Below are 21,198 nucleotides of genomic sequence, written 5' to 3'. Positions count from 1 at the left end.
CTTATCGCGCCTCAAACATAATGGTATCGGTAGTGAAGCTGCCGTCATCCTCAATGGCAAAATGCGCGTGCACCTCCTGAGAAACCCGGCTTTGCAGATAGCGTATTGCTTCCACAATATTGTCGGGCGTTTTCATTCGCGCCACCCAGGACGAAAACTCCAGGCGCAGCGTATCGCCCACCAGTTTTTCGACCATCAGGCCCCGACTATTGACCATGGCCAGCCATTCTCCCTGCGAATAGTTACGAATGTGCGAAGGATCGCGCAGCATTTCAATCGTCTGCAGCCAGATGTCAAGAATCGCTTTTCCCGGTGATGCGATATCCATCATGATAAAACGGCCGCCAGGCTTCAGAACGCGGCGAATTTCCATCAATGCCGCCTGCATATCGTGCCAGTGGTGGGCGGAATAGCGGCTGATGACGATATCAAAATGCCGATCGGCAAACGGCAGGGCTTCAGCAGGCCCTTGGGCACAGACGATATTGTGCAAGCCGCGCGTTTCCGCTTCCTCGGCGACGACTGCCAGCATGCCGTCAGACAGATCGTAGGCGGTCACCTGCGCAACCAAAGGGGCGGCGGTGAAGCTCGCGTGCCCGGCGCCACAGCCTACATCCAGCAGATTGGCGTCGCCGGCATTGGCTAACCATTCTGCCAGGCGGCGTAAATCCGCGCCCTGCGCATGGACGTTGCTTTGCAAATAGGCAGCAGCCTGACCGCCAAACTGTGCTTTAACTAATGCTTCATGATGATTGCTCATACCCGACTTCCTCATTGTTATGTTGTTGTTAAAATGGACTATACGCCCGGATTAATACGGGTACAATATTGCTACTTATACTGGTATATCGAATCACTACCATGGACAAAAGCGGGCTGACAGGGCCACAAGCATTGGGCGCTTTCTTGCGCGTTAAGCGCGAGAATACGTCCCCGGAACGATTAGGTATTCCCATCCTTTCTCGTCGAAGGACCCAAGGGTTACGTCGTGAAGAGGTGGCGCAAATGAGCGGCATCAGCACCACCTGGTATACCTGGCTAGAGCAAGGGCGCGACGTGACCGTTTCGGCACAGACGCTTTCAGGCATTGCGAACGCCCTTCAGCTCAATTCCGCAGAGCGTGAATATCTTTTCCTGCTCGCGCACAAAAGCGATCCGCTAAGTGAACAGGTACCGGCGGTAGAGCAAACCATCTTATCAACCGTTCATCAGGTTGCTGCGCCGTGTTACTTATTAGATCTCACCTGGCAGGTATTGTCCTGGAATAGCGGGGCGCAGGCGCTGTTTAGCGGCTGGCTGGATACCGATCCCGCGCCTAATATGATGATGTTTATGTTTCATAACCTGCTGGCGCGTACCCTGGTGGATAACTGGGAGGCACGCGCACGGCGAATCGTCGCCGAACTGCGCGCCGACGCTATTCATTATCCTAACGACAGCGCCCTGAACGCGTTTGTACAACAGATGACCGACAACAGCCGCGATTTTCGCGAATTCTGGGCGCAACAGCAGGTTATTGTGCGAGAAGGGGGAGAACGGATATTTCACCACGCCGGACAGGGCGATGTGACTTATCGCCAACTGAGCTGGCAGTTGTCCAGTAATCGGGCGCTAAAAATGATCATGTTGGTTCCTGAATGCCTCAATAAGTGACATTGTCACCTAGTCGCGACTATTCTGTAAACAGGCGCATAAAGCAGCGGCGCAGCCAAATGTTAGCGGCATCCTGGTGTACGTGGCTGTGCCAGAACAGGTTAATCTGGATGCCGGGGAGCGCGTAAGGCAGCGGGCGAATGGCCAGCCCGAAGCGCTGCGCCGTTTGCAGCGCCAGCTTCTCGGTCACCGTAACAATAAAGTCGGTTTCGCTCAGGATGTAGGGGATCGCCATAAAATGCGGTACGCACAGCAGGCTTTGATCGCTGATTCCCGCTTTGGCAAACAGTTCGAAGATCCGCTTATGCCCTGAATCCTGGGCCATCACTTTAATGTGCTGGGCTGCTCGAAACGCCGCCTCATCGAACGGGACGGCGCTTAGCGGATGATCTTTACGCATCAGGCAGACATAGCGTTGGTCGAACAACCGGCGCTGATAAAACCCCGCTTCCAGCTGCGGCAATAGGCCGATCGCCAGATCAACGCCGCCGTTTTCCATCTCTATTTTCAGCGGCACCGCGGTGTCGCGCACGGTGGTAATACGGACTCCCGGCGCCTCTTTACTCAGCAGATTCATTAACCTGGGCAGCAGGTAAATTTCACCCAGGTCGGTCATCGCCACGCGAAACTCGCGCTGGCTCTCCCACGGCGTGAAGGTATTGCGATAGCTCAGCGTCTTTTCCAGCGCGCTCAGAACATCATCCACATCACCGGCAATGGCCTCGGCATAGGGCGTAGGGCGCATACCGCGCGACGCTTTTTCAAATAATTCATCGTCCAGCATGACGCGTAAACGTTTTAGCGCATGGCTAACGGATGGCTGAGTCAGCCCCATAATCTCCGCCACGCGCCCGGTATGACGTTCAGTGTACATATGGCGAAAGAGCACCAGCAGGTTGAGATCCACTTCGTGTAAACGTGACATAGATATCGTTATCAATCCGATTAATAACCGCGATAAACCACACGGCATATCTCACTGAGATGTTTTTTTATACGCTTCATTAACAAAATAACAACATTTAAGGGAAGGAACTGTGATGCATGTGGACTTCACTACGGTCAACCGGCAGGTCACCGTGGCGCCGGGCAGTAACCTGCTGGATGTGTTACGTGAACATCAAATTGCTATTTCCTACAGCTGTATGGCCGGGCGCTGCCAGACCTGCCGTTGTACCGTACTGCGCGGCAACGTTGAGCAAACGCTGCCGGAGGACGCTCCGGAAATGGCTGCTGGCGAAGTATTGGCCTGCTGTACGACGTTACATTCAGATTGTGCTATTGCGCTGCCGCCGGCCGATGAAATTGTGGTGCACCCGGCACGGACGTTAAAAACAACGGTGAGCGAATTTTCGCCCCTGTGCCATGACGTATGGCGGCTGCGTCTGAAACCGGCCAAAGCCTTTAGCTGGTCTGCCGGGCAGTTCGTCAGGCTGACCTTTCCCGGGGGCGGCCAGCGCAGCTACTCCATGGCCGGCTGCCCGCAGGACGATGAGCTGGAGTTTCATATTCGCATTGTTGCAGATGGCCGGGTGACGCCAGGGCTGAGTCAAACGCTAATGCCGGGCACCATGATTAAGCTGAACGGCCCTTTGGGCGCCAGCTGGCTGCGACAAAAACATCCCGGGCCAATCCTTTGCGTTGCCGGTGGTACCGGTCTGGCACCACAGTTGTCGATTATTCGCTCGGCGTTGGCCGCCGGGATGAAGAATCCCATTCACCTCTATTACGGTTGCCGCTGGGCTGCCGATTTGTACGGTACCGAACAGCTGGAGGCGCTGGCCAATGCATACCCTCATTTCCGCTATCAGATAGTGCTAAGCCAGGAGACACCAACCGAAACCATACGCACCGGGCGTCTGCCCGCCGCGGTTGCGCAGGATCTGCCGACGCTGAAGGGCTGGAAGGTTTACCCGGCAGGGCCACCGGCGATGGTTGAAGCCATGACTCTGCAGGCTCGTGCGCTAGGTGCCCGCGCTGAAGATATTCACGCCGATGCGTTTTATTACCAACCGTAATGTCGTTACCCGGATAGATAACTAAAAGGAGTCACTATGAACTTCACCTCTGAACCCAATAGCAATTTACTCTGGCCAGACGATGGGACCAGCCGTATTCCTTACTGGGCCTATACCCGCGACGATATTTACCAGCGCGAGCTCGACAAGATTTTCTACGGAAAACACTGGTGCTATGTGGCGCTGGAAGCCGAGATCCCAGAGCCTGGTGATTTTGTGCGCAGCGTCATCGGCGAACGTTCGGTGATCGCGGTACGTAATCAACAGGGGGAAATTAATGTGGTTGAAAACGTCTGCGCGCACCGTGGAATGCGCTTCTGCCGTGAAAAATCGGGCAACCGCAGCGATTTTGTCTGCCCGTATCATCAGTGGAATTACGACCTCGACGGTAACCTTCAGGGCGTGCCTTTCCGTCGCGGCGTGAAGCAGGACGGCAAAGTCAACGGTGGAATGCCCAAGGACTTTAACCCTGCGGAACACGGGCTGAAAAAGCTGAACGTCGCTTGCCACAATGGCGTCGTGTTTGCCTCTTTCTCGCCCGACGTCGAGCCGCTTGAGCAGTATCTGGGCCCGGATATCCTGGCATATTTTGAGCGCGTATTTAGCGGTCGTCAGCTCAAGCTGTTGGGCTATAACCGCCAACGCATTCCAGGTAACTGGAAGCTGATGCAGGAAAACATTAAAGATCCGTACCACGCGGGCCTGCTGCACACCTGGTTTGTGACGTTTGGCCTGTGGCGTGCCGATAATCGTTCACAGCTGATTATGGACGATAAATACCGCCATGCGGCGATGATTAGCCGGAAAGGAAATGGCGGTAAAAGCGCGGTGACACAAGGGGTTAGCAGCTTTAAAGAGCAAATGCAGCTGAACGATGCCAGCTTCCTTGATGTGGTGGAGGAACCCTGGTGGAACGGCCCGACGGTGGTCATGATGACGCTATTTCCGAGCCTGGTTATTCAGCAAAACGTCAATTCGATGTCGGTACGCCATATTCAGCCGCGCGGGCCAAACGCCTTTGATTTTGTCTGGACTCACTTTGGTTTTGCCGACGATGACGAGGAGATGACCCAACGTCGTCTGAAACAGGCCAATCTGTTCGGCCCGGCCGGTTTCGTGTCGGCTGACGACGGCGAAGTCGTGGAGTTTTCCCAGCAGGGGTTCCATCACAATGACCATCGACGCACCCTTGCCGAGATGAACGGCACCGGCTATGAAAATAGCGATCATATGGTCTCGGAGAGCCTGATTCGCGGGATGTACCATTACTGGCGCGGCATACTGGAGATTTAACATGATGATTAACAATGAAATCTGGCAACAGCTTGTGGCGCTGCAAACCGAGTACAGCGACGCCGTTGATCGCGCTGAGTGGGCAAAGTGGACGACGCTATTTACCGAAGACTGCTGCTATAAGGTGATCCCGCGGGAGAACTACGACCGCCAGCTGCCGCTTTGCACCATCAATCTTGAAAGCAAAGGTATGCTGAAAGACCGTATTTACGGCGTTGCCGAAACGCTTTTTCACGACCCTTACTACCAGCGCCACGTGGTGGGGTTACCGCATGTGATCTCGGTCGATGAACAAGGGATCGTAGCGCGGACCCACTATGCCGTCTTCCGTACCAAGCCGGATGGCCACAGCGAGGTCTTCAACGTGGGCTACTACCTCGATACGGTGGTTCAAACGGCGGAAGGGCTGCGCTTTGCCAGCCGCCTGTGCATTTTCGATAGCGAACTGGTACCTAACTCGCTGATCTATCCTATTTGAGGTGATGATATGTCTGATAACTGGATTTTTGCCGCCGAGCTGGCCGATCTGCCGGAAGACGATGTAATTGGCATCGCGATTAACGGTCGTGATATCGCGCTTTACCGTACCGATGAGGGCGTTTTTGCCAGCGATAATCAGTGTTCTCACGGCAATGCGCGCTTGAGCGACGGTTTTCTTGAAGACGGTGAAATTGAGTGCCCGCTGCATCAGGGCCGATTCTGCATTAAAACCGGTAAGGCAATGTGCAGCCCGTTAACTAAAGGTGTGGCCATTTACCCGGTACAGATCGACGGCGAGCAGGTTTATCTCCGCTTTGCCTGATGAAAAGGGCAGCCGAAGGCTGCCCTTTTAGTCACCCCTCTCTGGAAGGGCTAAACCGAGAGTTGTTCAACAACGTCGGCAACGCTGACAATCCGCTTAATGCCGCCAATCCCCGTACCTAATGAGATATAGCCTTCGTCAGTGTTGCCTTCCAGCATCCCGAGACGCAGTCCGCGCAAACCGCCCATTGCGCTGCCGATGTCTTCCTTCGTGGCACCGGCTTTATCCATGGCCACCAGTTTCTCGGTCAGTTTCCCCGGCAGCGAACGGTAGTAGTCGGGCAGGGTGCGGAACAGGCTAAGGTCCAGACCGTTGGCGGCGACGATTTTTTCTTTCACCGACAGCGGTACGCGGTTTTCTAGCGTGCTGATAAACACCGACCCGGCGAACACGCCTTCCGCGCCGAGCGCATGGGCAGCTTTGGCCGTGCGTTTATCCACAATCCCTCCCGCGGCGAGGACCGGCACGTGCTTCACGGCGTCGACAATCATCGGAACGACGGAGAATGTGCCCAGCGCAGTGCCCGGCAGAGTACCGCCTTCATCAAAGCCTGTGGCCACAATGATATCCGCTCCCGCACGTTCTGCCTCACGGCTATTCGCCGGCGTTGGGTTGATATCACGGTAGATAATGGCAATACCTGCGGCTTTTAATTCCTCAAACAACGCAGGAATAATGGCGCCTTCACCGTAGCCGGTATAAACCACGGCTTTTACCGCCTCTTCCTTCATCACTCGCAGAATACCGGGGGTCCAGATGTCGTTTTCTGCTGATGGAATCAGGTTAACGGCAAACGGTTTTTCCGTTAACGCCTTGGTTTTACGAATTTCTTCGCGCATTTTTTCTGCCGTTTCTTCAGGCGTCGACACCGCCGTTTCTGCCGTCAGGCCAGCGTTTGGGCCTAACACGCCCAGGCCGCCGGCGTTGCTAACGGCGGCAACGAAACGGGCATCGGTCAGCCAGGAAAGCGGGCCCTGGACAACGGGTTTTTCGATGCCGAGGATCTGAGTGATACGATTCGTTTTCATGGTGCTATTTCCTCATTACAGCGCGAATTTGCTGGGATGCGGGCAGTGTAGAGAGGTTCATTGTTTAGAAAAATAGTGAAAAAAGTTCTTCACTGTTATTAAATAAATAACAATAATTCTTCGATTGCCGGGAAACGTGCATCATGCAGATGAATCTTTTTGAAAATATTAAGATTTTTATCGAAATTGTCGATTCAGGCAGCTTCACCCAGGCGGCGGAAAACCTGCAAATACACCGCCCGGCGGTGACCAAAGCGGTGCAGCAGCTCGAGCAGGGCAGCGGCGTACGGCTGCTACAGCGCACCACGCGACGTATTTATCTGACGCCGGAAGGTGAAGAATTTTATCGTCGCAGTAAACCGCTGCTGTCTCAGGCAGACGATCTGCTGGAGTCCTTTTCCCCGGATCGCCCGCTGCACGGCCAGCTGCGCGTAGATATGCCAATCGCATTTGCCCGCCTGGTGGTGGTGCCGCATCTGCGGGCGTTCTATGACGCGCATCCGGATCTGGAGATCGTACTCAGCAGTAGCGACATGCGTCGCGATATGCTGCGCGACGGCCTCGACTGCGTATTGCGCATGGGCGAGCTTGACGACGGCGACTACGTGGCCCGGCCGCTTGGCAACATCAACATGACCACCTGCGCCAGCCCGGGTTATCTTGCGCGGTACGGCACGCCGACGTCGCTTGAGTCGTTGCGCCACCATCAGGGCGTTAACTGGTTTGTCAACAACAGCCGAGAAGTGGTGCCGTGGCGCTTCCAGACGGAGAAGGGCGTGGAGGAAATATATCTACCGGGCAAGCTGATCCTCGATAATTCCGAGGTCTATATTTCGGCAGGGCTTGCCGGGCTTGGCCTGCTTCAGGGAATGAACTTCTTCTTACAGCCGTACATAGACAGCGGTCAGTTAGTGGAAGTGCTGTCCGATAATCCATGCCCGGCGCGCAGGCTTTCGCTACTTTATCCGCATCGGCATTTATCACACAAAGTCAGGGTGTTTGCGCAGTGGCTGGAAGGGCTGCTGGCGCAAATCCAGCAGCCGCGCGCTTAAAGCAGACCTTTTACCGCAAGGTGGTACAGCAGCATAATCGTTTTGCCATCGATAATATCACCGTTATCGATAGCGGCCAGCGCATCGTCAAAACGCATCTCTAGCACTTCAATATCTTCGCCTTCTGCTTCAATGCCGCCTCCGGCGCTGACCTTATTCTGGTCGGCATATTCAGCAACAAAGAAATGCAGTTTTTCCGTGACGGAGCCGGGGCTCATAAAGGCCTCAAAGACCTTTTGCACGTTGGTAAGACGGAACCCGGTTTCTTCTTCGGCTTCGGCTTTGATACGGCTTTCGGCATCCATATTATCCAGTAGCCCAGCGGCGCTCTCGATCAGATAGCCCGGATAGCCATTGACGAAGGTCGGAAAACGGAACTGCCGAGTAAGAATAACGGTGCGGCGCTCACGGTTATAGAGCAGGATCGTCGCACCGTTACCGCGATCGTAAACTTCACGGTTTTGCTGTTGCCATTCACCGTTTTGTCGCTGTAGGGCAAACGTATATTTCTTGAGTACATACCAATTGTCAGAGAGCGTATCGGTCTTGATAATGCGTATTTTTGCGGTTTTTTGCTGCACGATGATTTCTCCAGGTTAGAAAATGCATCATATACGGCACTTTCGTGCATATTCAAGACAATTCGTGCATTCCTGGCTTTAGGCATATTTCGTTATCTATCGAAGCATAAGGGCCGAACCCGACGCTACAGTGAGCACCTCACAACGCAAGGGGGTTGCTATGATTGCCGTACTGTTTGAAGCGCAGGCCGCTGCTGACCATCAGGCCCGCTACCTGGTGCTCGCCGCGGAATTGAATGCCGCACTGGCGCATATTCCGGGATTTATCGCCATTGAACGATTTAAAAGTCTCAGTAGTGAAGGGACTATCTTGTCACTTTCCTGGTGGGAAAGTGAGGCTTCGGTGCTCGAATGGAAGCGAAATGCTCTGCATCAGATGGCCCAGGAGGAGGGGAAACGGACGATCTTTTCCCACTACCGTATCCGGGTCGCACAGGTGATTCGTGAATATTCGTCTGATGAACACGGGGGCTCGCATCATGTATGATATCCATGTCATTCTTCAATCTCGTCCGGGAGAGCTGGCGCGGTTAGGTACGACGCTCGGCCTGCACGGCGTAGGGCTGGAAGGCGGTGGCGTGTTTACCGCAGGAGAAATTGCACATGCCCATTTTCTGGTCGCCGAAGGTGAACGGGCCAGACAAGTGCTCGTTGATGCTGGCATGACGGTTATCTGCGTAACCCGGCCATTAATTCGTCGCCTGAAGCAGGAGCGGCCCGGTGAGCTAGGTGAGATAGCGCGCGTGCTGGCCGACGCGGGCATCACGATCCTGGTGCAGTACAGCGATCATGATAACAGGCTGATTTTGCTGACCGATGATGATCCTCTGGCCGCCAGGCTGACCGATAAATGGAGCGTTAGATTACCGTGAAATCGCTTAACTCTTGCCCTGAATTTGACGACGGCGCGCAGCTGGAAAAAACCATGGCCAACATTGCGGCAGCCATGGCGGATCCTTCACGCGTGAGCATGCTCTGTGCGTTAATGGATGGGCGAGCGTGGACGGCGACCGAGCTGAGTACCGTTGCCGGGGTTGCGCCATCCACGGCCAGCGCGCATCTGAATAAGCTGCTGAACGGTCAGCTTATTCTCTGCCTGGCTCAGGGGCGACATCGCTATTATCGGCTGGCCGGACGCGAAATCGCGTCTCTGCTGGAAACCCTGATGGGAGTATCGATGAAGACTGTCCCACGCACGAAGCCCACAACGCCGGTGCATTTGCGTAAAGCACGGACCTGTTACGATCATCTGGCCGGTGAAGTTGCCGTTAGTCTGTATGATTTTATGGTTGAAGAGGGCTGGTTTACGTCGGATAACGCATCATTGTCTGTCATCGGCTCTGCCAGACTCGCCGGGTTAGGCGCCGTCATCAGCGCGCGCTCATCGCGTAAACCGGTCTGTGCCTGTCTGGACTGGAGCGAACGACGGCCGCATCTTGGTGGTGAAGCCGGCGCGGCATTGCTAAAGGCGTTTACCCAACATGGGTGGATTGAACGAGTACCGGGTTACCGGGAAGTTCGTTTTACCGACGCCGGGAAAAGGGCGCTGAGAAAGCATTTCCGGGTTGACGCCTAAGCAGACAGAAAACGAACCTGATGTCTTCAGGTTCAGTTCACGACATCAGCGATTTTCGCGCAGCCACGGCGTAATGGTCACACCGGCTAATAAGCCTTCGGGACTGAGCAGACGCGTCACGGTTTGACCCCAGGGCTCGGTACGTTTTGCGACGAGCAGATGATATCCCTGAGCGCAAAGTGCATTGGTAGCAATATCAATATCCGCCACTTCAAATTCAATCCATGCCTGAGGAACGGGAATATCATCAGGCCAGAACGCCGTGCCAAAACAAGATTTCGCCGCCTGGGACAGTGGCCAAAGCGCAAAATGCTTAACACCATGCAGTGCATCTACATCCGTCAGCAGATAATCATCATTGCCATCCATGGACTTTAGCGGCAGGCCCAACGCGTTGATATAAAATGCTTTGCTGTCCTGAGTATCACGGGTAACAGGCCCAAAGCCGGCAACGAACATAACGTTAAGATTGGTGAGTTCTGGAACCATACTTCCTCCTGAAGATACAGTGAAGTATTTGAATGTATAGGGTTGCGACGGCCGACGCAAAGGCGAGCTATGAAATGATCAGCGTAGGTGGAGCCTGCACAGGAGTAAGCGCTTTTAGAGCGCTCTCAGCGACCAGGACAATCATGACCACAAAACGTCGGATTCCATCTGACTCTACATTAGTGCGCATAATGTATATTATGTTAAATAGAGCCTGATAACGAGTAAACCGCTTGTTGCCTGCTTTTCAATCAGGAAAGACTGATTGACCATGCGTTTAAGCCTATCCGTAGTTTGAACAAAAAGCAACTACAAACAAGCGGCATACATCACAACACTGCCCTTTTCATCTCCCTATTCCCTGCATCATATGCAAATGGTCATTAATTGATCCGTTTCGATCACTCAACAGATCGCGTCACTGCGTTGTATGTCCTTTCGCAGACTGTCCCGGCGCTTGCTGCTGCGTCAGCGTATTCAGCGAGTTCGCCCGCGCGGCGGTCAGATTCTTCGTACATGTCGGCAAGCATATTTGCGGCTTCTGCGGCTGTCTGCCTGCGGGCGGCATTTGCGGAAAGCTCGCTGGTTTTACTGTCTGCGAGTTGACGCCGGATGTTTGTGAGTTCAGCCCGCAGCCTGTCAGCAGTACGATTAGCAGTAACGGCATCAGCCGCTGCTTTCTGTTTTTCCAGCTCTGCATCATTCACGATTTCCTCAGTTTTTGATTGTCGGCGGCGTTCTTCATTTCTTTGCTGTTGTTCAGCAGCAAGATTTGCCGTTTCGTCATCTTTATCGCGCTGTTTCCATTTTATTTGCCACGCCTTTTCTTTACTCAGTTCTCCTGCCTTATAACTGGTATGGTGAATGCCATAACCAACGCCAGCCAACGCAAGACAAATCAGAACGGCTAATTTTGCGGTCATTTATCCATACCCCAGCAAGTCAATTCAGATTCCTGGTCTCTGCGAATAACCTGACCAAAACAGTTATTTTCCCTTACCCGGCAATCTTTGCCCGCATCCCAAACCCAGCGCTTAATTTGTGCGCATGCGCCTTTAAAGTTTCCTGCGTTCAGGTCACGATAAAACCCGGACGGGAAGCATTTACCAGGGCCAATATTCCACGGGCAAAATGAAGCAATACCCACTTTTTGAGGTGCGGTTAAAGGTACATGAACATTTCTATCAACCCACGCTAACGCTTTAGCCTGTTCAGCTTTATCAATCCGGTCGCATTGTGCCTGCGTTAATTTCATCCCTTTGATAACCGGTTTTCCATCAACGTAAGTCACTCCGCCGCAAATTGTCCAAATACCACGGCTTTTATCCTGATACGCGACCAGGCTTACACCTTCCTTTTCATGCTGAAATTGAGCCATCATCACCGGGGCGCTCGCCCCGGCAGCAATTAAGGCTAACATTACAGCACTTAATTTGCTTTTATTCATCGGCATCACCCCCAGCAAGTGCAATAAGATACTTTTTCCGCTCGTAATACCAGTTAACCAAGCAAGTAATAACGGTACACAAAATACCGATAATCACAGCCCATTTATCAAGGGACAACATCGCCATAGCCGCCGTAATTATCCCTACGCGGTATTTAAACCACTCCCAAAATCTCATTGAACCCAAAACAAAACTAATTAACACAGCCAGCCCTAGCGCCATAATCAGCCGCTTTTGGCTAAGTAGCTCATTAAATTTATTGCGCAATCTACCCACTTAATCACTCTCCACTTCATCATAAAGAAACAGGCCAAATGACCCGCTAAAGGCGTCCACGCTCCCAAATAGATCGTTAGGACGTAGACGCGCTACCCCCACAGCTCCAGCACCTGCATAGCCAGGATATCGACCGTTTAGAGGATGCCAGACACCAGGCCTTATACAAATATGTGACAACGTAACAGACCTGTCAGCGCTGGATATTGCCAGCCACCAGAGTTTTGTTGTGTCTGAAAAATACAGCCTCATGTTCAAAATCAGGCCGTTTAGAGAGGTGGTAAATTCCTGGTCAGGGATAGAAGAGATTACGTTGATTTCATAGTAAGCAGGCGTCATCAAAGGCCACCTCCGAGGCGGCGGAGTTTTTCTAACGCATAAACTTTTTGCGGCTCTTTCGTAGCTGACACGGGCGTAGCGCTCTTTTTACCAGCCGAGACTTTCCCCTGCCCTGCCGTGCTAGAAGATTTTGATTTGATGGTTCTTGACCGTTGGAACGTGACCAGGTCGACTTTTTGCGCCGTCAGTTTGATGGTCAAATCCTTACGCTTTGGCTCTGCAATGATACTTAATGAAGTCATCACAGATTGAGGCATCGCATTGAAGGATGTATAAACCGACACAAACTCTTTCAGGTTATAGGCGGCTTCTATCTGCTGCGCGATGTTCATCGCAAACAGCATGTTTTGGTTGGTGCTGAGTAAGCCAAATGTATATGGCCCCTCCGCACCTGTAATGATGCCCTCGATAGCTATATTCTTTGGATCGTCTACAGTGCCATCAGCGATTTTATAGCCGGTTTCCAACTTCCCAAGGGCAACCGTTCTTTTTGCGCTCAGTTCTTCTCGTGTTTTGAGCCTTAGTGACACTGTCACGCCGGATTCAAACACCATCACAGCCCTTTCGTCGCGTGGCGCACTGATTGCCGCGTCATTCGATTCAGCCATACAAACCCCATAAAAAAATCCCCTACGTGAGGGGATTCTTTCATCTTCGCGAGTGGGGTTACATATCGTTACCGCTGGGACTGATTTTCGTTCTTAGCCTCAGCCGCTTCGCAAATTCTACGTAGATACTCATTGTTTTTAAAGCTAACCATCACTAGCTCAAATCCAATGCGAACCAAAATAAGAGAAACTGCCATAACTGCAACACTGCTAACTGTCCAAACCCATGTTCCCGCGACAATAATAAGTACAGTCGCCAGCCAATACGACGCAGTAATTAATTGTGGTGTAATAAGGGACGTAAATGTTGCAAATTTTTTAAACTCACCGCCTGTCATATTTTATACCTATCAAGTTATAACGCTCCCGTGGATTCGGCAATGTTACCAGATAAGTCATCACTAATCCCCCCTGGCTTATCCAAATTATTAACGGTATCAGCAGCTTCTTTTGCGCTGTTGACATGGATTTGCACATCCCGATTGCCACTGTTTGTATTGTTAACAACAACGCCTCCTTTTGATGGTGCGGTTAAACTGGCGGCGCTACTGCTATCACCATTAAACATATTGAGAAAGTTCTCAATACCATTTAGCGGATTGAAGTCATTACCACGACCTTTCAAGAACCCCCACGCATTAGAGAATAGATTTTGAGGCTTCCATAATCCGCCAGCGTCATTGTCATCACTCTGGCGAGTCCAGACCCCTCCATCGTTATTAACGTTTTTGGATGCATTGTCAGCCCCGCCACTAATAGCTCGGAGCATCTTCATTATCGCCGGATATCGTTTTTCGAATTCGTCAAAACTGCCAAAAAGGCCATCAAAAATTGTTCCCCCTTCGCCATTCATCCAGGCTTTCCATTCGACAAACGCTTCATAAACAATCCATACCGCAGCGCCAATAGCCAGGAAAGGCCAGAGAGCCGCCAGCACCGGGATAGCCAGTGCAGTAAAGGCCGCGCCGACTGCCCCCAATATACCAATTAGGATCGCAGATTTACTATCATCCGCCAGTGTCGCCCAGAATTCGGCTATTTCTTTCTCAGCGCTTCGTGCAATGGGAATTAACGTATTAGCCGCCCAATCGGTAAATTTTTGCCACTCGCCGCCGATGGTCGCCTGGGCGAGGAATGCCTGCCAATCATTTTTCATGACGGTGGTAACCTGGCCCCAAGTCCAGCCCTGTTTTTTGAGCAACTCGGCGTTGCCAGCCGCCATTTTTTCAAAGGCTTTAAACATCGTTTCGGCTGTTAGCTTCCCGGACTCTGACATAGCCCTGAGCCCTTTAACGTCCGTCCCAAACGCTTTAGCGACTTCTGGCGCCATTGTCCCGATCGCTTCCATGAATGACCTGAATTCATCGCCGCCGAAACGGTCTGATGAGAATGCCTGGCCCATCTGATACAGCGCCGCATTAACGGCCTCAGCGCTGCCACCACCGAGCTGTAACGCCCCTACCAGCCCCTGTGTTGCCTTTATCGTTTCCTCTTGCGAATGCCCTAATTTTTGCGTCGCGGTCGCCATGTTGGTATAGGTGGAAATAAACGCGCCGCTATCACTTCTTACATCGCTTGCGGCCTGATTGAGCGCAAAGAACGCATCTGTCGCTGAACCGGTAGTCTGCGCCAGCCTCGCAATCTGTGCCTGTTGTCGCTGGATGGTGTCCAGGCTGTCCGCCATGGCATTGTAGCCAGCAACAACACCCGCAGTCATTCCCGCTCCAGCTAACATGTTGTCGATGCCAAATTTAAACCCACTGCCGCCTGTTGCAGTTTTAACAGCTTCCGCTGTAGGTGTCAGGGGGGTACGGGAAAAGCTACCAGCGGATGTATCGTATTTTGTGAGTGGATTTCCTGCACTCGGATCCCACAGCCCACCAGCACGCCCGGTAGACCATCTGCCACCGCCAGCCGCTGGAGGCAACATTAACCAACCACCGCCACCAGCCAGCAGGCGCGACGGCGGCGGTAGTAGTCCCGAAATACCACTAGTTGTACCCTCTACGGCTGCGCGGGCGACCTTCTGCGCCTCTTTCTTCACAGTGTCTGCCAATGGAGTACGACTAACCAGATTCGCGCCTGACGCCGTTATAGCTGCGACGGCGGCGGCGGTTGCTGCTGTTGGGGCGGCTGATGTACTGCGCGGAGCATACGGGCTTGCAGGCTTGAGATTATTAACTCGCTTGATGGCTGCATCAAGCTGATTAACTTTCGCTGTGGCTCTGTCGATCGCCATTTCGAAGCTATCGAGCCCGGCGAGGTCGGGGATAACATCAATTTTGGTTACGAGGTCTTGTGATTGGTCGCTCATTTTTTTACCTTGCTAATGGCGTGCTGAACCGCGTTATCAAACTGGATAACGGCGGAGGCTCTCATGATGGAATCAAAGGAGGCGCGGCCTGATACTACATCTGTGTAGCTAATCAGGCCGCTTTCAATCACTCGCCAGATGACGAGTTCGGCGCGGATGGATGGCTCAAGGTTTTCAGCAAGGCGCTGAACAGTTGCCGCATGGCTCCCTGCATTGTTGTCGCTGTGTCCAGACCAATATTTTTTTTTAAACCGGCTGTCACTGGAAGCACTGAAAGTTTCAGGCATTCCAGGGCAATCAGATAAACATCAGCGATGTTTTCCGGGGTGAAGTGCAGGTTAACTTCATCCCAGCAGGTAAGGAAATTACCGCTTTCGACGTCCTGCGCCCGCGATTTTTCAAGCAACGTGAAAAGCAGTTCGTCATGGTCTTCGCGATTCAGCACGCCAAAGATTTTAGCTGACATCGTCAGGATGCTTTCTACCTGGCTGATACCGTGTTTAGACAGAATTTCGGCGACACGCAAATTAAAATGAATCGCATCAAATGCGCTCATGCGAATAAGGCAATATTTTTTGCCGTTTACTTCGACATGTTTAATTGGACTATCCATTTGTCAGATTAACTCCCTGAATAGTTGAATCCATCTCGCCAGTTATTAACTTCCATTCCAGCGACTGAGCGCCAGCGCCGTTATTTGCGCCGTCAGTTGGCTGTCGTGCAAACATTGCGTAGCCCAGGCGGTGTACTGATAAATTACGGGTATTTGTGACCGATACCGGAATCACACCCCCTGTTCTCTGCAACAGCGCCAGCGCCGTTATAGATGGTGAGTTACGTTGAGTCGTGAAGGTTACAGCGCCCTCTTCGCTCGGATCCTCAACAAATGACCAATCCCCGCCGATGCCGGATGTAACACTGATTTTGTCGTTAGGCACTTCAACGACAATATTACTGTCTTTAGCCAGACCGACCACCGGAATGACGCCGACAGTAATTAGCCAATCTTTAGATGACATGATGCCCAGATACATAATTAAATCCCGTAAGTCATGGCTGTGCCGACAGCATCAACATGCTTGATGGCATAGCGAAGATAGAAAGAAAACGGAATAGTGATATCGCCATTGATACGCTGTTGAGCGCTGACCTGTGACATTGTCGGACGCGTTACCGTGAAGCCTCGTACCAGGTCGCCGTTGTCGTCGGTGAAGTCCTTCATAATGCCGCCAGCGTCTTTACCCGCTTGCAGGGAGCTTTCCATCTTGAGGGCTACCACTTCATAACCCGGTAGGTCATGACCAATTTTGTTGCGATTTACAAACAGAGTTGCGAGGTCTTTTTGCATCTTGTCTGCCTGCCAATAGGCAAAGCGAACAACCTCAATAGATTCGCCGTCGCCGCACGTTCCCGGATAGGTTACCGTAATGCCGGAGCCGTAATCCTCGAAGGTGTTGCCGTTAAATGCCTTGATTTTCTGATAATCAGTTTCTTCAAAATCATCAGCCTGAACCGCGCTCAGCGTCTTAATCGCCCAGGTTTCTGAACCGGGTTGCATGACCAGACAACGGCCTGCCAGCGCCGCATCAAGGAAGTTTTGAGCGCGTTTGGTGGTAATAGCGAAAGAGCCCGAATAGTTTTTATCTTGCAGATATTTGGAAATGTTATCAGTTGCCCAATCCGTCGCGGTGTAATCGTCGATAAACACGGCCATTTTATCGATTTGCGTTTCTACCCAATCCGAGATTGCTTTCTGAACAGACAAAATGCGCAATGGTGTCATGCACATAAAGAACTTGTTGTACTGATTTTTAATCGCTGCAATCGCGGCCTGAGTTCCCGCCGCAACCGCCGTCGATTTAGCATGCACGACGTTTGCCCCTTCCAGATAGACAATGCGCCCAGGTACTGTAAATAGCCCCTCTACATCAGGATTAGCCGCAATATCCGTGCCTGCGCTATCACTCCCCGTCCACGTATTGCCGTCGAAGCTGGCGAACCGGTATTCTTTATCGACCAGATAGCCGATTGCCGCTTTTGTTGCCGCTGGCGCATCCACCACGGGTACGCCGTTTAATGCGATAGCTGTCGAGGTGTAGACCGCTGACATATCCCCGACCACCAGCGTATTAGGGGCTGGTTTCTGAGAGAAATATGCTTGAACTGCCAGCAAATTATCGCCAGAAATGCCATCAGCAGCGGCGTCATCTGCTGCCGTCTCGCCCGAATAAACCCGATACAGGTCATAAAAGTTATCGTATTCAGCTTTTTCGTAATCCGAATATTTCAAACCAAAGAATGCAGCGCCCGGCGCGAGAACAATCCCAACGCCAAACACGCCATATTGCGCGGCTGTAGTCTGCCGCGAAATTTTTACGCTAAAGAGTCTGCTTAAACTAGCCATTTATGCACCTTTGATAACGATCGTTACCTTATTGCCCTTTTCCACTGTTGCGCTGTCAATCCAGCGCTCGCGCTTGTAGTGCTGATAAACAAATTGCAGGGTTAATGTCACCTGCGCCATTTGCTGGTATACGAGGTTATCAATTAGGGGGGTGGTATTCTCGAAATCGCCTGAGCGGTCAATCTCGCAATTATTTTCAAACCGCCAGATATCACCATCAGTGCTATCCACTTCATACATGAAGTTTTCAAGGAACCCATGAGCATCATCAGATGAGCGGATTAAGAGTACGCTGGCGGTGCAGTTATAGTGATAAACCCTATAATCGCCATCCCATGTTTTAGCAAAGGGGAATGTTTCCCGGCCTGAGCTAAGCAGATGCAGCGCGGTAAACGGCTCCTTTGGTTCTGGGAGTTTTTGTGTTGCGTAAAGCGGGCTGTCGCCTACCAGTTGCATCAGAGCCTGGCGCAGGCGCACAAGTGCGACGTAAGGCGCACCCGTTAGCATTACCGGGCTAGCCTTGCTGTCAGTGGGCTTTAGTGTTCCAGCCGGAAATTTGACAACACAGCCAACCGATAGAGCTAAATCTGCTGGAATTGAAATCACAGCAGCACTGTCGTCAGACAGTTCGATCGCAGTTATAAAAGCGGTGTCGCTGCCATTATACGGAGTGAATAGAATATCTTTAGTGTTGCCGTTCGCATTGAATGTCGCCTTTTCGGCCCGGTAATCAGGGTATAAAACCTCCCCGTCAACGGTCATTAATTTTACCGTATAAACAACCATTATCCCACCAGCGCCAGCGCGTCCCGTTCTTTCATCATGAACAGCAGATATTCAAAATGGTTAATGACGCCGTTCTGCCATTCCTGGCGCTGCACCACTTCGTAATATTTGCCCCCACAAAGCACCAGAGCCCCGTTATGTGCCCCCTCCTCAGTCACAGCGAGGTCGGTTTCACCTATTGCCTCTATGTACTCATGCGGTTTCCGGGCCGCGAGGTATTGACGAAACGACCCATTACCATCAACCGGCTGCATGCTGAGAAATGCGCTATGTTGCTCTGAATATTCCTGGCGGGTAATGCCTCCCACATTCTCAGCTGGTAGAGGTTGCCAGTACTGAACTAATCGTCTCATTGGTTATGAACCTTAAATGTTGCGCCATACCTGAACAGAGAGCCCGAACTTTCAAGAACACGCCGTCCGGTGCCTTTTCTGGCGATTGTTACAGGGGAATTGGGTTTATAGAGACTGGATGTGTGCATGATCTGATTAGTCATTCTGGATGCAGTTAACCCTATAATTGCGGCTGTTTGCTGCGGCGTGCGCTTGCCTGACATTACCGAATAGATAATTTGCTGATATTCATTCCCTTTCATCCATCCAGCTATTTTGTTTGCTGAGTACTGCATAAATGGTCTGGCTGGGATTAACTCCCACCCCATAGCATTTTTAGTACCAAAGTTGTTCCATGCCGCATAAGTGGCAACATCAATACCGTCATTGGTTTTTCCTCGATGAATACCAACTGTGATAGAAATCCCTGCCAGCGCCTTTATTCGCTGACGAATAACGCGGTCAGCGCCGCGAGTTTCAAACCTGGCTCCACCTCGCATAGATCGCCCCTCAATCGCATTTGCTAGCTTTTGGAATATTTCACTGTAAAATCTTTGTTTTTCTTCTTTTTAACCGTGGGCGCCATAGCTGGCCATTCGCACTTTTCAGAATAAAATTCCGTTAGCTGGCATGACCGACAACAATACAGCCGCCTGACAAGCTGCCTATTGCGTCGAGAAACTCCTGCCCCCACTGCGTACCTTTCCAGCCTGCTTTCTGCGCTGCTTCGGTGTAAGTCATTGAAACCTTCCCCTCGCGGCGGCTCGATATACCGCGCACGCTGGCGCTAATTCCTTCAACTGCTATCGGGGCGAGATTAGCGGCAACGTACAGGGCTTTTAGCCGCTCGATGTCGTAACCGTCCTCTCCTGCTGCTCTGAGGTCATAACGCCTCATACACTCAGAAGAAAGGGCGCTAATAGCGCCCTGATTCAGTGATACCCCCGGTAACAGAATGGCTAACCAATCATTTACCGTCATGAGAGCGCCTTATTCGTCGTCGTCGTTGATAATACCGTCGTGCTCTTTGGTCAGCTTTTTTGCTTCTGCCGCAGAGATAACTTTTAGCTTTTTCTCGTCAATGAACTGCTTAACACCGCCGATATTCAGCGTGGATTTATCAACCTCCACCGCTTCCAGCGGGGCAACGGTGATGGTGATTACTGTGCCTTCGTCGTTTTTAGCCCCGATGTGGATCGGTGCTTCGGTAGTGTTAGTCAGGAATGCAGTTTCTTTATCAGCCATGATTTAGATAACCTTCGATGATTTAGCCGCAGCCAGCGGAGCGCGAACAATCACGCCAGCGGTTTTTGACAGGCAAGGGATAGACAGGTCGAGCCCGGAACGCTGAACCGGTAGCTGACGGAACAGGATAGGCGTAGCCTGGGCGAAATGACGACGGGTGTTATCCAGCGCAATACAGATGCCGTCATCATCCAGATCGGAGTTTTTGCGGAAGGTGATTTCCGGGTATGACTGACGAAGGAACGCCAGAACAGTACCAAACGTACCAGATAAACGAAGACCCTGAACGCGAGACCAAGCCTTAGATGGCATATGGAACTCATTCACCTGGTAGATTTTGGTGGAGTTAACCGCAGAGATTATCGCCGAGGCATCATCACAGATTTTGTCGCCATCCGCAGACGCCCAGCCACCAGCTACAGCCACATTTGGAATGTTTGGATGCTCTATAAAGCCGACAATCTGATATTCACTGTTACCGCGCCACAGCAGATTGCTTACGGTACGCTCATGCGCTTCACGGGTATTCAGCGCCAGGATGTTATCAAGCGGTGTACCGGACATAGCTGCCGCCAATACGTCCGAATAGGTGTAACCATAGCCCAGGCCAATGTCGTACATCAGCGCAAAGTATTCTTTACCTTTCGCGCTCATCATCGGCATATCAGTGCCGTATGCCGCCATGATTTTTGCCATGCCCGCAGCGCTATACATGCGATAACCCGCCCATTTTGCGCCCTCATTGATGCCCGGCTCTTGCGCAAACATCGTCAGTGCGACGGGCGCGGGCATTTCTTCCATGTAAACATCGTTCGACATGGAAATCAGGTCACGGGCAAAGATAAGCCCCTGTTCATCGGTATTGAGGTTTGGAATAGAGCCGCCCGCTTGCGCCTCCGCCAGTAATTGCGCCATTAACTGAGCAATATATTTCTCGTTCATTAATTTAATCCC

30 protein-coding genes are annotated in these 21,198 nt (G+C 51.9%); 9 read left to right on the top strand and 21 right to left on the bottom strand.

The window, feature by feature from the left end; genetic code table 11:
- Nucleotide 1 precedes the first annotated feature (1 nt).
- Nucleotides 2-760, bottom strand: coding sequence for a class I SAM-dependent methyltransferase (locus H7R58_RS11780; protein WP_106927017.1), 759 nt, complete (start codon nt 758-760; stop codon nt 2-4).
- A 101-nt stretch (nt 761-861) separates the two neighbouring features.
- Between H7R58_RS11780 and H7R58_RS11775 the strand changes: the two genes are divergently transcribed.
- Nucleotides 862-1,653, top strand: coding sequence for a helix-turn-helix transcriptional regulator (locus tag H7R58_RS11775; RefSeq protein WP_106927019.1), 792 nt, complete (start codon nt 862-864; stop codon nt 1,651-1,653).
- 19 nt (nt 1,654-1,672) lie between these two features.
- Here H7R58_RS11775 and H7R58_RS11770 read toward each other — a convergent pair whose 3' ends face one another.
- Nucleotides 1,673-2,578 carry a LysR family transcriptional regulator gene (locus H7R58_RS11770; protein ID WP_106927021.1) on the bottom strand — a complete coding sequence of 302 codons (906 nt, stop codon included), beginning with the start codon at nt 2,576-2,578 and terminating at the stop codon, nt 1,673-1,675.
- A gap of 115 nt (nt 2,579-2,693) precedes the next feature.
- Here H7R58_RS11770 and H7R58_RS11765 point away from each other — a divergent pair, with 115 nt between their 5' ends.
- From H7R58_RS11765 to H7R58_RS11750, 4 genes are read left to right on the top strand one after another with little or no spacing between them, the layout of a single operon-like run.
- Complete coding sequence (locus tag H7R58_RS11765; RefSeq protein WP_182934801.1) at nt 2,694-3,671, top strand: 2Fe-2S iron-sulfur cluster-binding protein; 978 nt, start codon at nt 2,694-2,696, stop codon at nt 3,669-3,671.
- Between the two features lie 36 nt (nt 3,672-3,707).
- On the top strand, nt 3,708-4,964 hold the full coding sequence (locus tag H7R58_RS11760) for an aromatic ring-hydroxylating dioxygenase subunit alpha (protein WP_182928918.1): 1,257 nt from the start codon (nt 3,708-3,710) through the stop codon (nt 4,962-4,964).
- Between the two features lies 1 nt (nt 4,965).
- Nucleotides 4,966-5,442: an aromatic-ring-hydroxylating dioxygenase subunit beta gene (locus H7R58_RS11755; RefSeq protein ID WP_227674101.1), complete on the top strand. Its 477-nt coding sequence runs from the start codon at nt 4,966-4,968 to the stop codon at nt 5,440-5,442.
- A 9-nt stretch (nt 5,443-5,451) separates the two neighbouring features.
- Nucleotides 5,452-5,766 carry a non-heme iron oxygenase ferredoxin subunit gene (locus tag H7R58_RS11750; RefSeq protein ID WP_182928919.1) on the top strand — a complete coding sequence of 105 codons (315 nt, stop codon included), beginning with the start codon at nt 5,452-5,454 and terminating at the stop codon, nt 5,764-5,766.
- Between the two features lie 50 nt (nt 5,767-5,816).
- Here H7R58_RS11750 and H7R58_RS11745 read toward each other — a convergent pair whose 3' ends face one another.
- Nucleotides 5,817-6,794: an NAD(P)H-dependent flavin oxidoreductase gene (locus H7R58_RS11745; protein WP_182928920.1), complete on the bottom strand. Its 978-nt coding sequence runs from the start codon at nt 6,792-6,794 to the stop codon at nt 5,817-5,819.
- A 149-nt stretch (nt 6,795-6,943) separates the two neighbouring features.
- Between H7R58_RS11745 and H7R58_RS11740 the strand changes: the two genes are divergently transcribed.
- Entirely contained in the window at nt 6,944-7,846 is a 903-nt protein-coding gene (locus tag H7R58_RS11740) for a LysR family transcriptional regulator (RefSeq protein ID WP_182930635.1), read from the top strand.
- Here H7R58_RS11740 and H7R58_RS11735 read toward each other — a convergent pair.
- Nucleotides 7,843-8,427: an NUDIX hydrolase gene (locus H7R58_RS11735; RefSeq protein WP_182928921.1), complete on the bottom strand. Its 585-nt coding sequence runs from the start codon at nt 8,425-8,427 to the stop codon at nt 7,843-7,845. The two genes, H7R58_RS11740 and H7R58_RS11735, sit on opposite strands and share 4 nt — an antisense overlap.
- Nucleotides 8,428-8,587: 160 nt before the next feature.
- Here H7R58_RS11735 and H7R58_RS11730 point away from each other — a divergent pair, with 160 nt between their 5' ends.
- From H7R58_RS11730 to H7R58_RS11720, 3 genes are read left to right on the top strand one after another with little or no spacing between them, the layout of a single operon-like run.
- Nucleotides 8,588-8,914 carry an antibiotic biosynthesis monooxygenase family protein gene (locus H7R58_RS11730; protein WP_182934779.1) on the top strand — a complete coding sequence of 109 codons (327 nt, stop codon included), beginning with the start codon at nt 8,588-8,590 and terminating at the stop codon, nt 8,912-8,914.
- Nucleotides 8,907-9,299 (top strand): amino acid-binding protein, encoded by a 393-nt coding sequence (locus H7R58_RS11725; protein WP_106927037.1) that lies wholly within the window; start codon nt 8,907-8,909, stop codon nt 9,297-9,299. The genes H7R58_RS11730 and H7R58_RS11725 overlap by 8 nt, the downstream gene beginning before the upstream one ends.
- Before the next feature lie 53 nt (nt 9,300-9,352).
- Nucleotides 9,353-10,003, top strand: coding sequence for an ArsR/SmtB family transcription factor (locus tag H7R58_RS11720; RefSeq protein WP_182930636.1), 651 nt, complete (start codon nt 9,353-9,355; stop codon nt 10,001-10,003).
- A gap of 45 nt (nt 10,004-10,048) precedes the next feature.
- Here H7R58_RS11720 and H7R58_RS11715 read toward each other — a convergent pair whose 3' ends face one another.
- The 17 genes from H7R58_RS11715 to H7R58_RS11635 form a co-directional block, all read right to left on the bottom strand.
- Nucleotides 10,049-10,492, bottom strand: a complete 444-nt coding sequence (locus tag H7R58_RS11715) for a VOC family protein (protein ID WP_182928923.1) — start codon at nt 10,490-10,492, stop codon at nt 10,049-10,051.
- A gap of 401 nt (nt 10,493-10,893) precedes the next feature.
- A complete protein-coding gene (locus H7R58_RS11710; RefSeq protein WP_182934778.1) occupies nt 10,894-11,415 on the bottom strand; it encodes a DUF2514 family protein in 522 nt (173 codons plus the stop codon).
- Nucleotides 11,412-11,939 (bottom strand): lysozyme, encoded by a 528-nt coding sequence (locus H7R58_RS11705; protein ID WP_264988152.1) that lies wholly within the window; start codon nt 11,937-11,939, stop codon nt 11,412-11,414. Before H7R58_RS11705 ends, H7R58_RS11710 begins: the two co-directional genes overlap by 4 nt.
- A complete protein-coding gene (locus H7R58_RS11700) occupies nt 11,932-12,216 on the bottom strand; it encodes an HP1 family phage holin (RefSeq protein ID WP_413774314.1) in 285 nt (94 codons plus the stop codon). Before H7R58_RS11700 ends, H7R58_RS11705 begins: the two co-directional genes overlap by 8 nt.
- Complete coding sequence (locus H7R58_RS11695; protein WP_182934776.1) at nt 12,217-12,555, bottom strand: phage baseplate plug family protein; 339 nt, start codon at nt 12,553-12,555, stop codon at nt 12,217-12,219. It abuts the gene before it with no gap.
- Nucleotides 12,555-13,163 carry a phage baseplate protein gene (locus tag H7R58_RS11690; protein WP_182934775.1) on the bottom strand — a complete coding sequence of 203 codons (609 nt, stop codon included), beginning with the start codon at nt 13,161-13,163 and terminating at the stop codon, nt 12,555-12,557. The genes H7R58_RS11695 and H7R58_RS11690 overlap by 1 nt, the downstream gene beginning before the upstream one ends.
- 68 nt (nt 13,164-13,231) lie before the next feature.
- Complete coding sequence (locus H7R58_RS11685) at nt 13,232-13,501, bottom strand: DUF4282 domain-containing protein (RefSeq protein ID WP_182934774.1); 270 nt, start codon at nt 13,499-13,501, stop codon at nt 13,232-13,234.
- Between the two features lie 17 nt (nt 13,502-13,518).
- Nucleotides 13,519-15,477 carry a tape measure protein gene (locus H7R58_RS11680; RefSeq protein ID WP_182934773.1) on the bottom strand — a complete coding sequence of 653 codons (1,959 nt, stop codon included), beginning with the start codon at nt 15,475-15,477 and terminating at the stop codon, nt 13,519-13,521.
- Nucleotides 15,478-15,604: 127 nt separating this feature from the next.
- Entirely contained in the window at nt 15,605-16,090 is a 486-nt protein-coding gene (locus H7R58_RS11675) for a phage tail assembly chaperone (protein ID WP_182934772.1), read from the bottom strand.
- Nucleotides 16,083-16,511, bottom strand: a complete 429-nt coding sequence (locus H7R58_RS11670; protein WP_182934771.1) for a hypothetical protein — start codon at nt 16,509-16,511, stop codon at nt 16,083-16,085. Before H7R58_RS11670 ends, H7R58_RS11675 begins: the two co-directional genes overlap by 8 nt.
- 2 nt (nt 16,512-16,513) lie before the next feature.
- Entirely contained in the window at nt 16,514-17,881 is a 1,368-nt protein-coding gene (locus tag H7R58_RS11665) for a DUF3383 family protein (protein WP_182934770.1), read from the bottom strand.
- Nucleotides 17,882-18,667, bottom strand: coding sequence for a phage neck terminator protein (locus H7R58_RS11660; protein WP_182934769.1), 786 nt, complete (start codon nt 18,665-18,667; stop codon nt 17,882-17,884).
- The gene (locus tag H7R58_RS11655; RefSeq protein ID WP_227674973.1) at nt 18,667-19,020 is read right to left on the bottom strand and encodes a hypothetical protein; all 354 of its coding nucleotides are present in this window, start codon (nt 19,018-19,020) and stop codon (nt 18,667-18,669) included. The genes H7R58_RS11660 and H7R58_RS11655 overlap by 1 nt, the downstream gene beginning before the upstream one ends.
- The gene (locus tag H7R58_RS11650) at nt 19,017-19,499 is read right to left on the bottom strand and encodes a phage virion morphogenesis protein (RefSeq protein ID WP_182934768.1); all 483 of its coding nucleotides are present in this window, start codon (nt 19,497-19,499) and stop codon (nt 19,017-19,019) included. The genes H7R58_RS11655 and H7R58_RS11650 overlap by 4 nt, the downstream gene beginning before the upstream one ends.
- 121 nt (nt 19,500-19,620) lie before the next feature.
- A complete protein-coding gene (locus H7R58_RS11645; RefSeq protein ID WP_182934767.1) occupies nt 19,621-19,980 on the bottom strand; it encodes a DUF4054 domain-containing protein in 360 nt (119 codons plus the stop codon).
- A 9-nt stretch (nt 19,981-19,989) separates the two neighbouring features.
- Complete coding sequence (locus H7R58_RS11640; RefSeq protein ID WP_182934766.1) at nt 19,990-20,244, bottom strand: hypothetical protein; 255 nt, start codon at nt 20,242-20,244, stop codon at nt 19,990-19,992.
- A gap of 3 nt (nt 20,245-20,247) precedes the next feature.
- Entirely contained in the window at nt 20,248-21,186 is a 939-nt protein-coding gene (locus H7R58_RS11635; protein ID WP_182934765.1) for a major capsid family protein, read from the bottom strand.
- Nucleotides 21,187-21,198: the final 12 nt, after the last annotated feature.

Origin of the sequence: Klebsiella sp. WP4-W18-ESBL-05, assembly GCF_014169075.1 — a bacterium.
Lineage (GTDB): Bacteria > Pseudomonadota > Gammaproteobacteria > Enterobacterales > Enterobacteriaceae > Kluyvera > Kluyvera ascorbata_B.
This window is presented reverse-complemented; position numbering and strand designations above follow the sequence as displayed.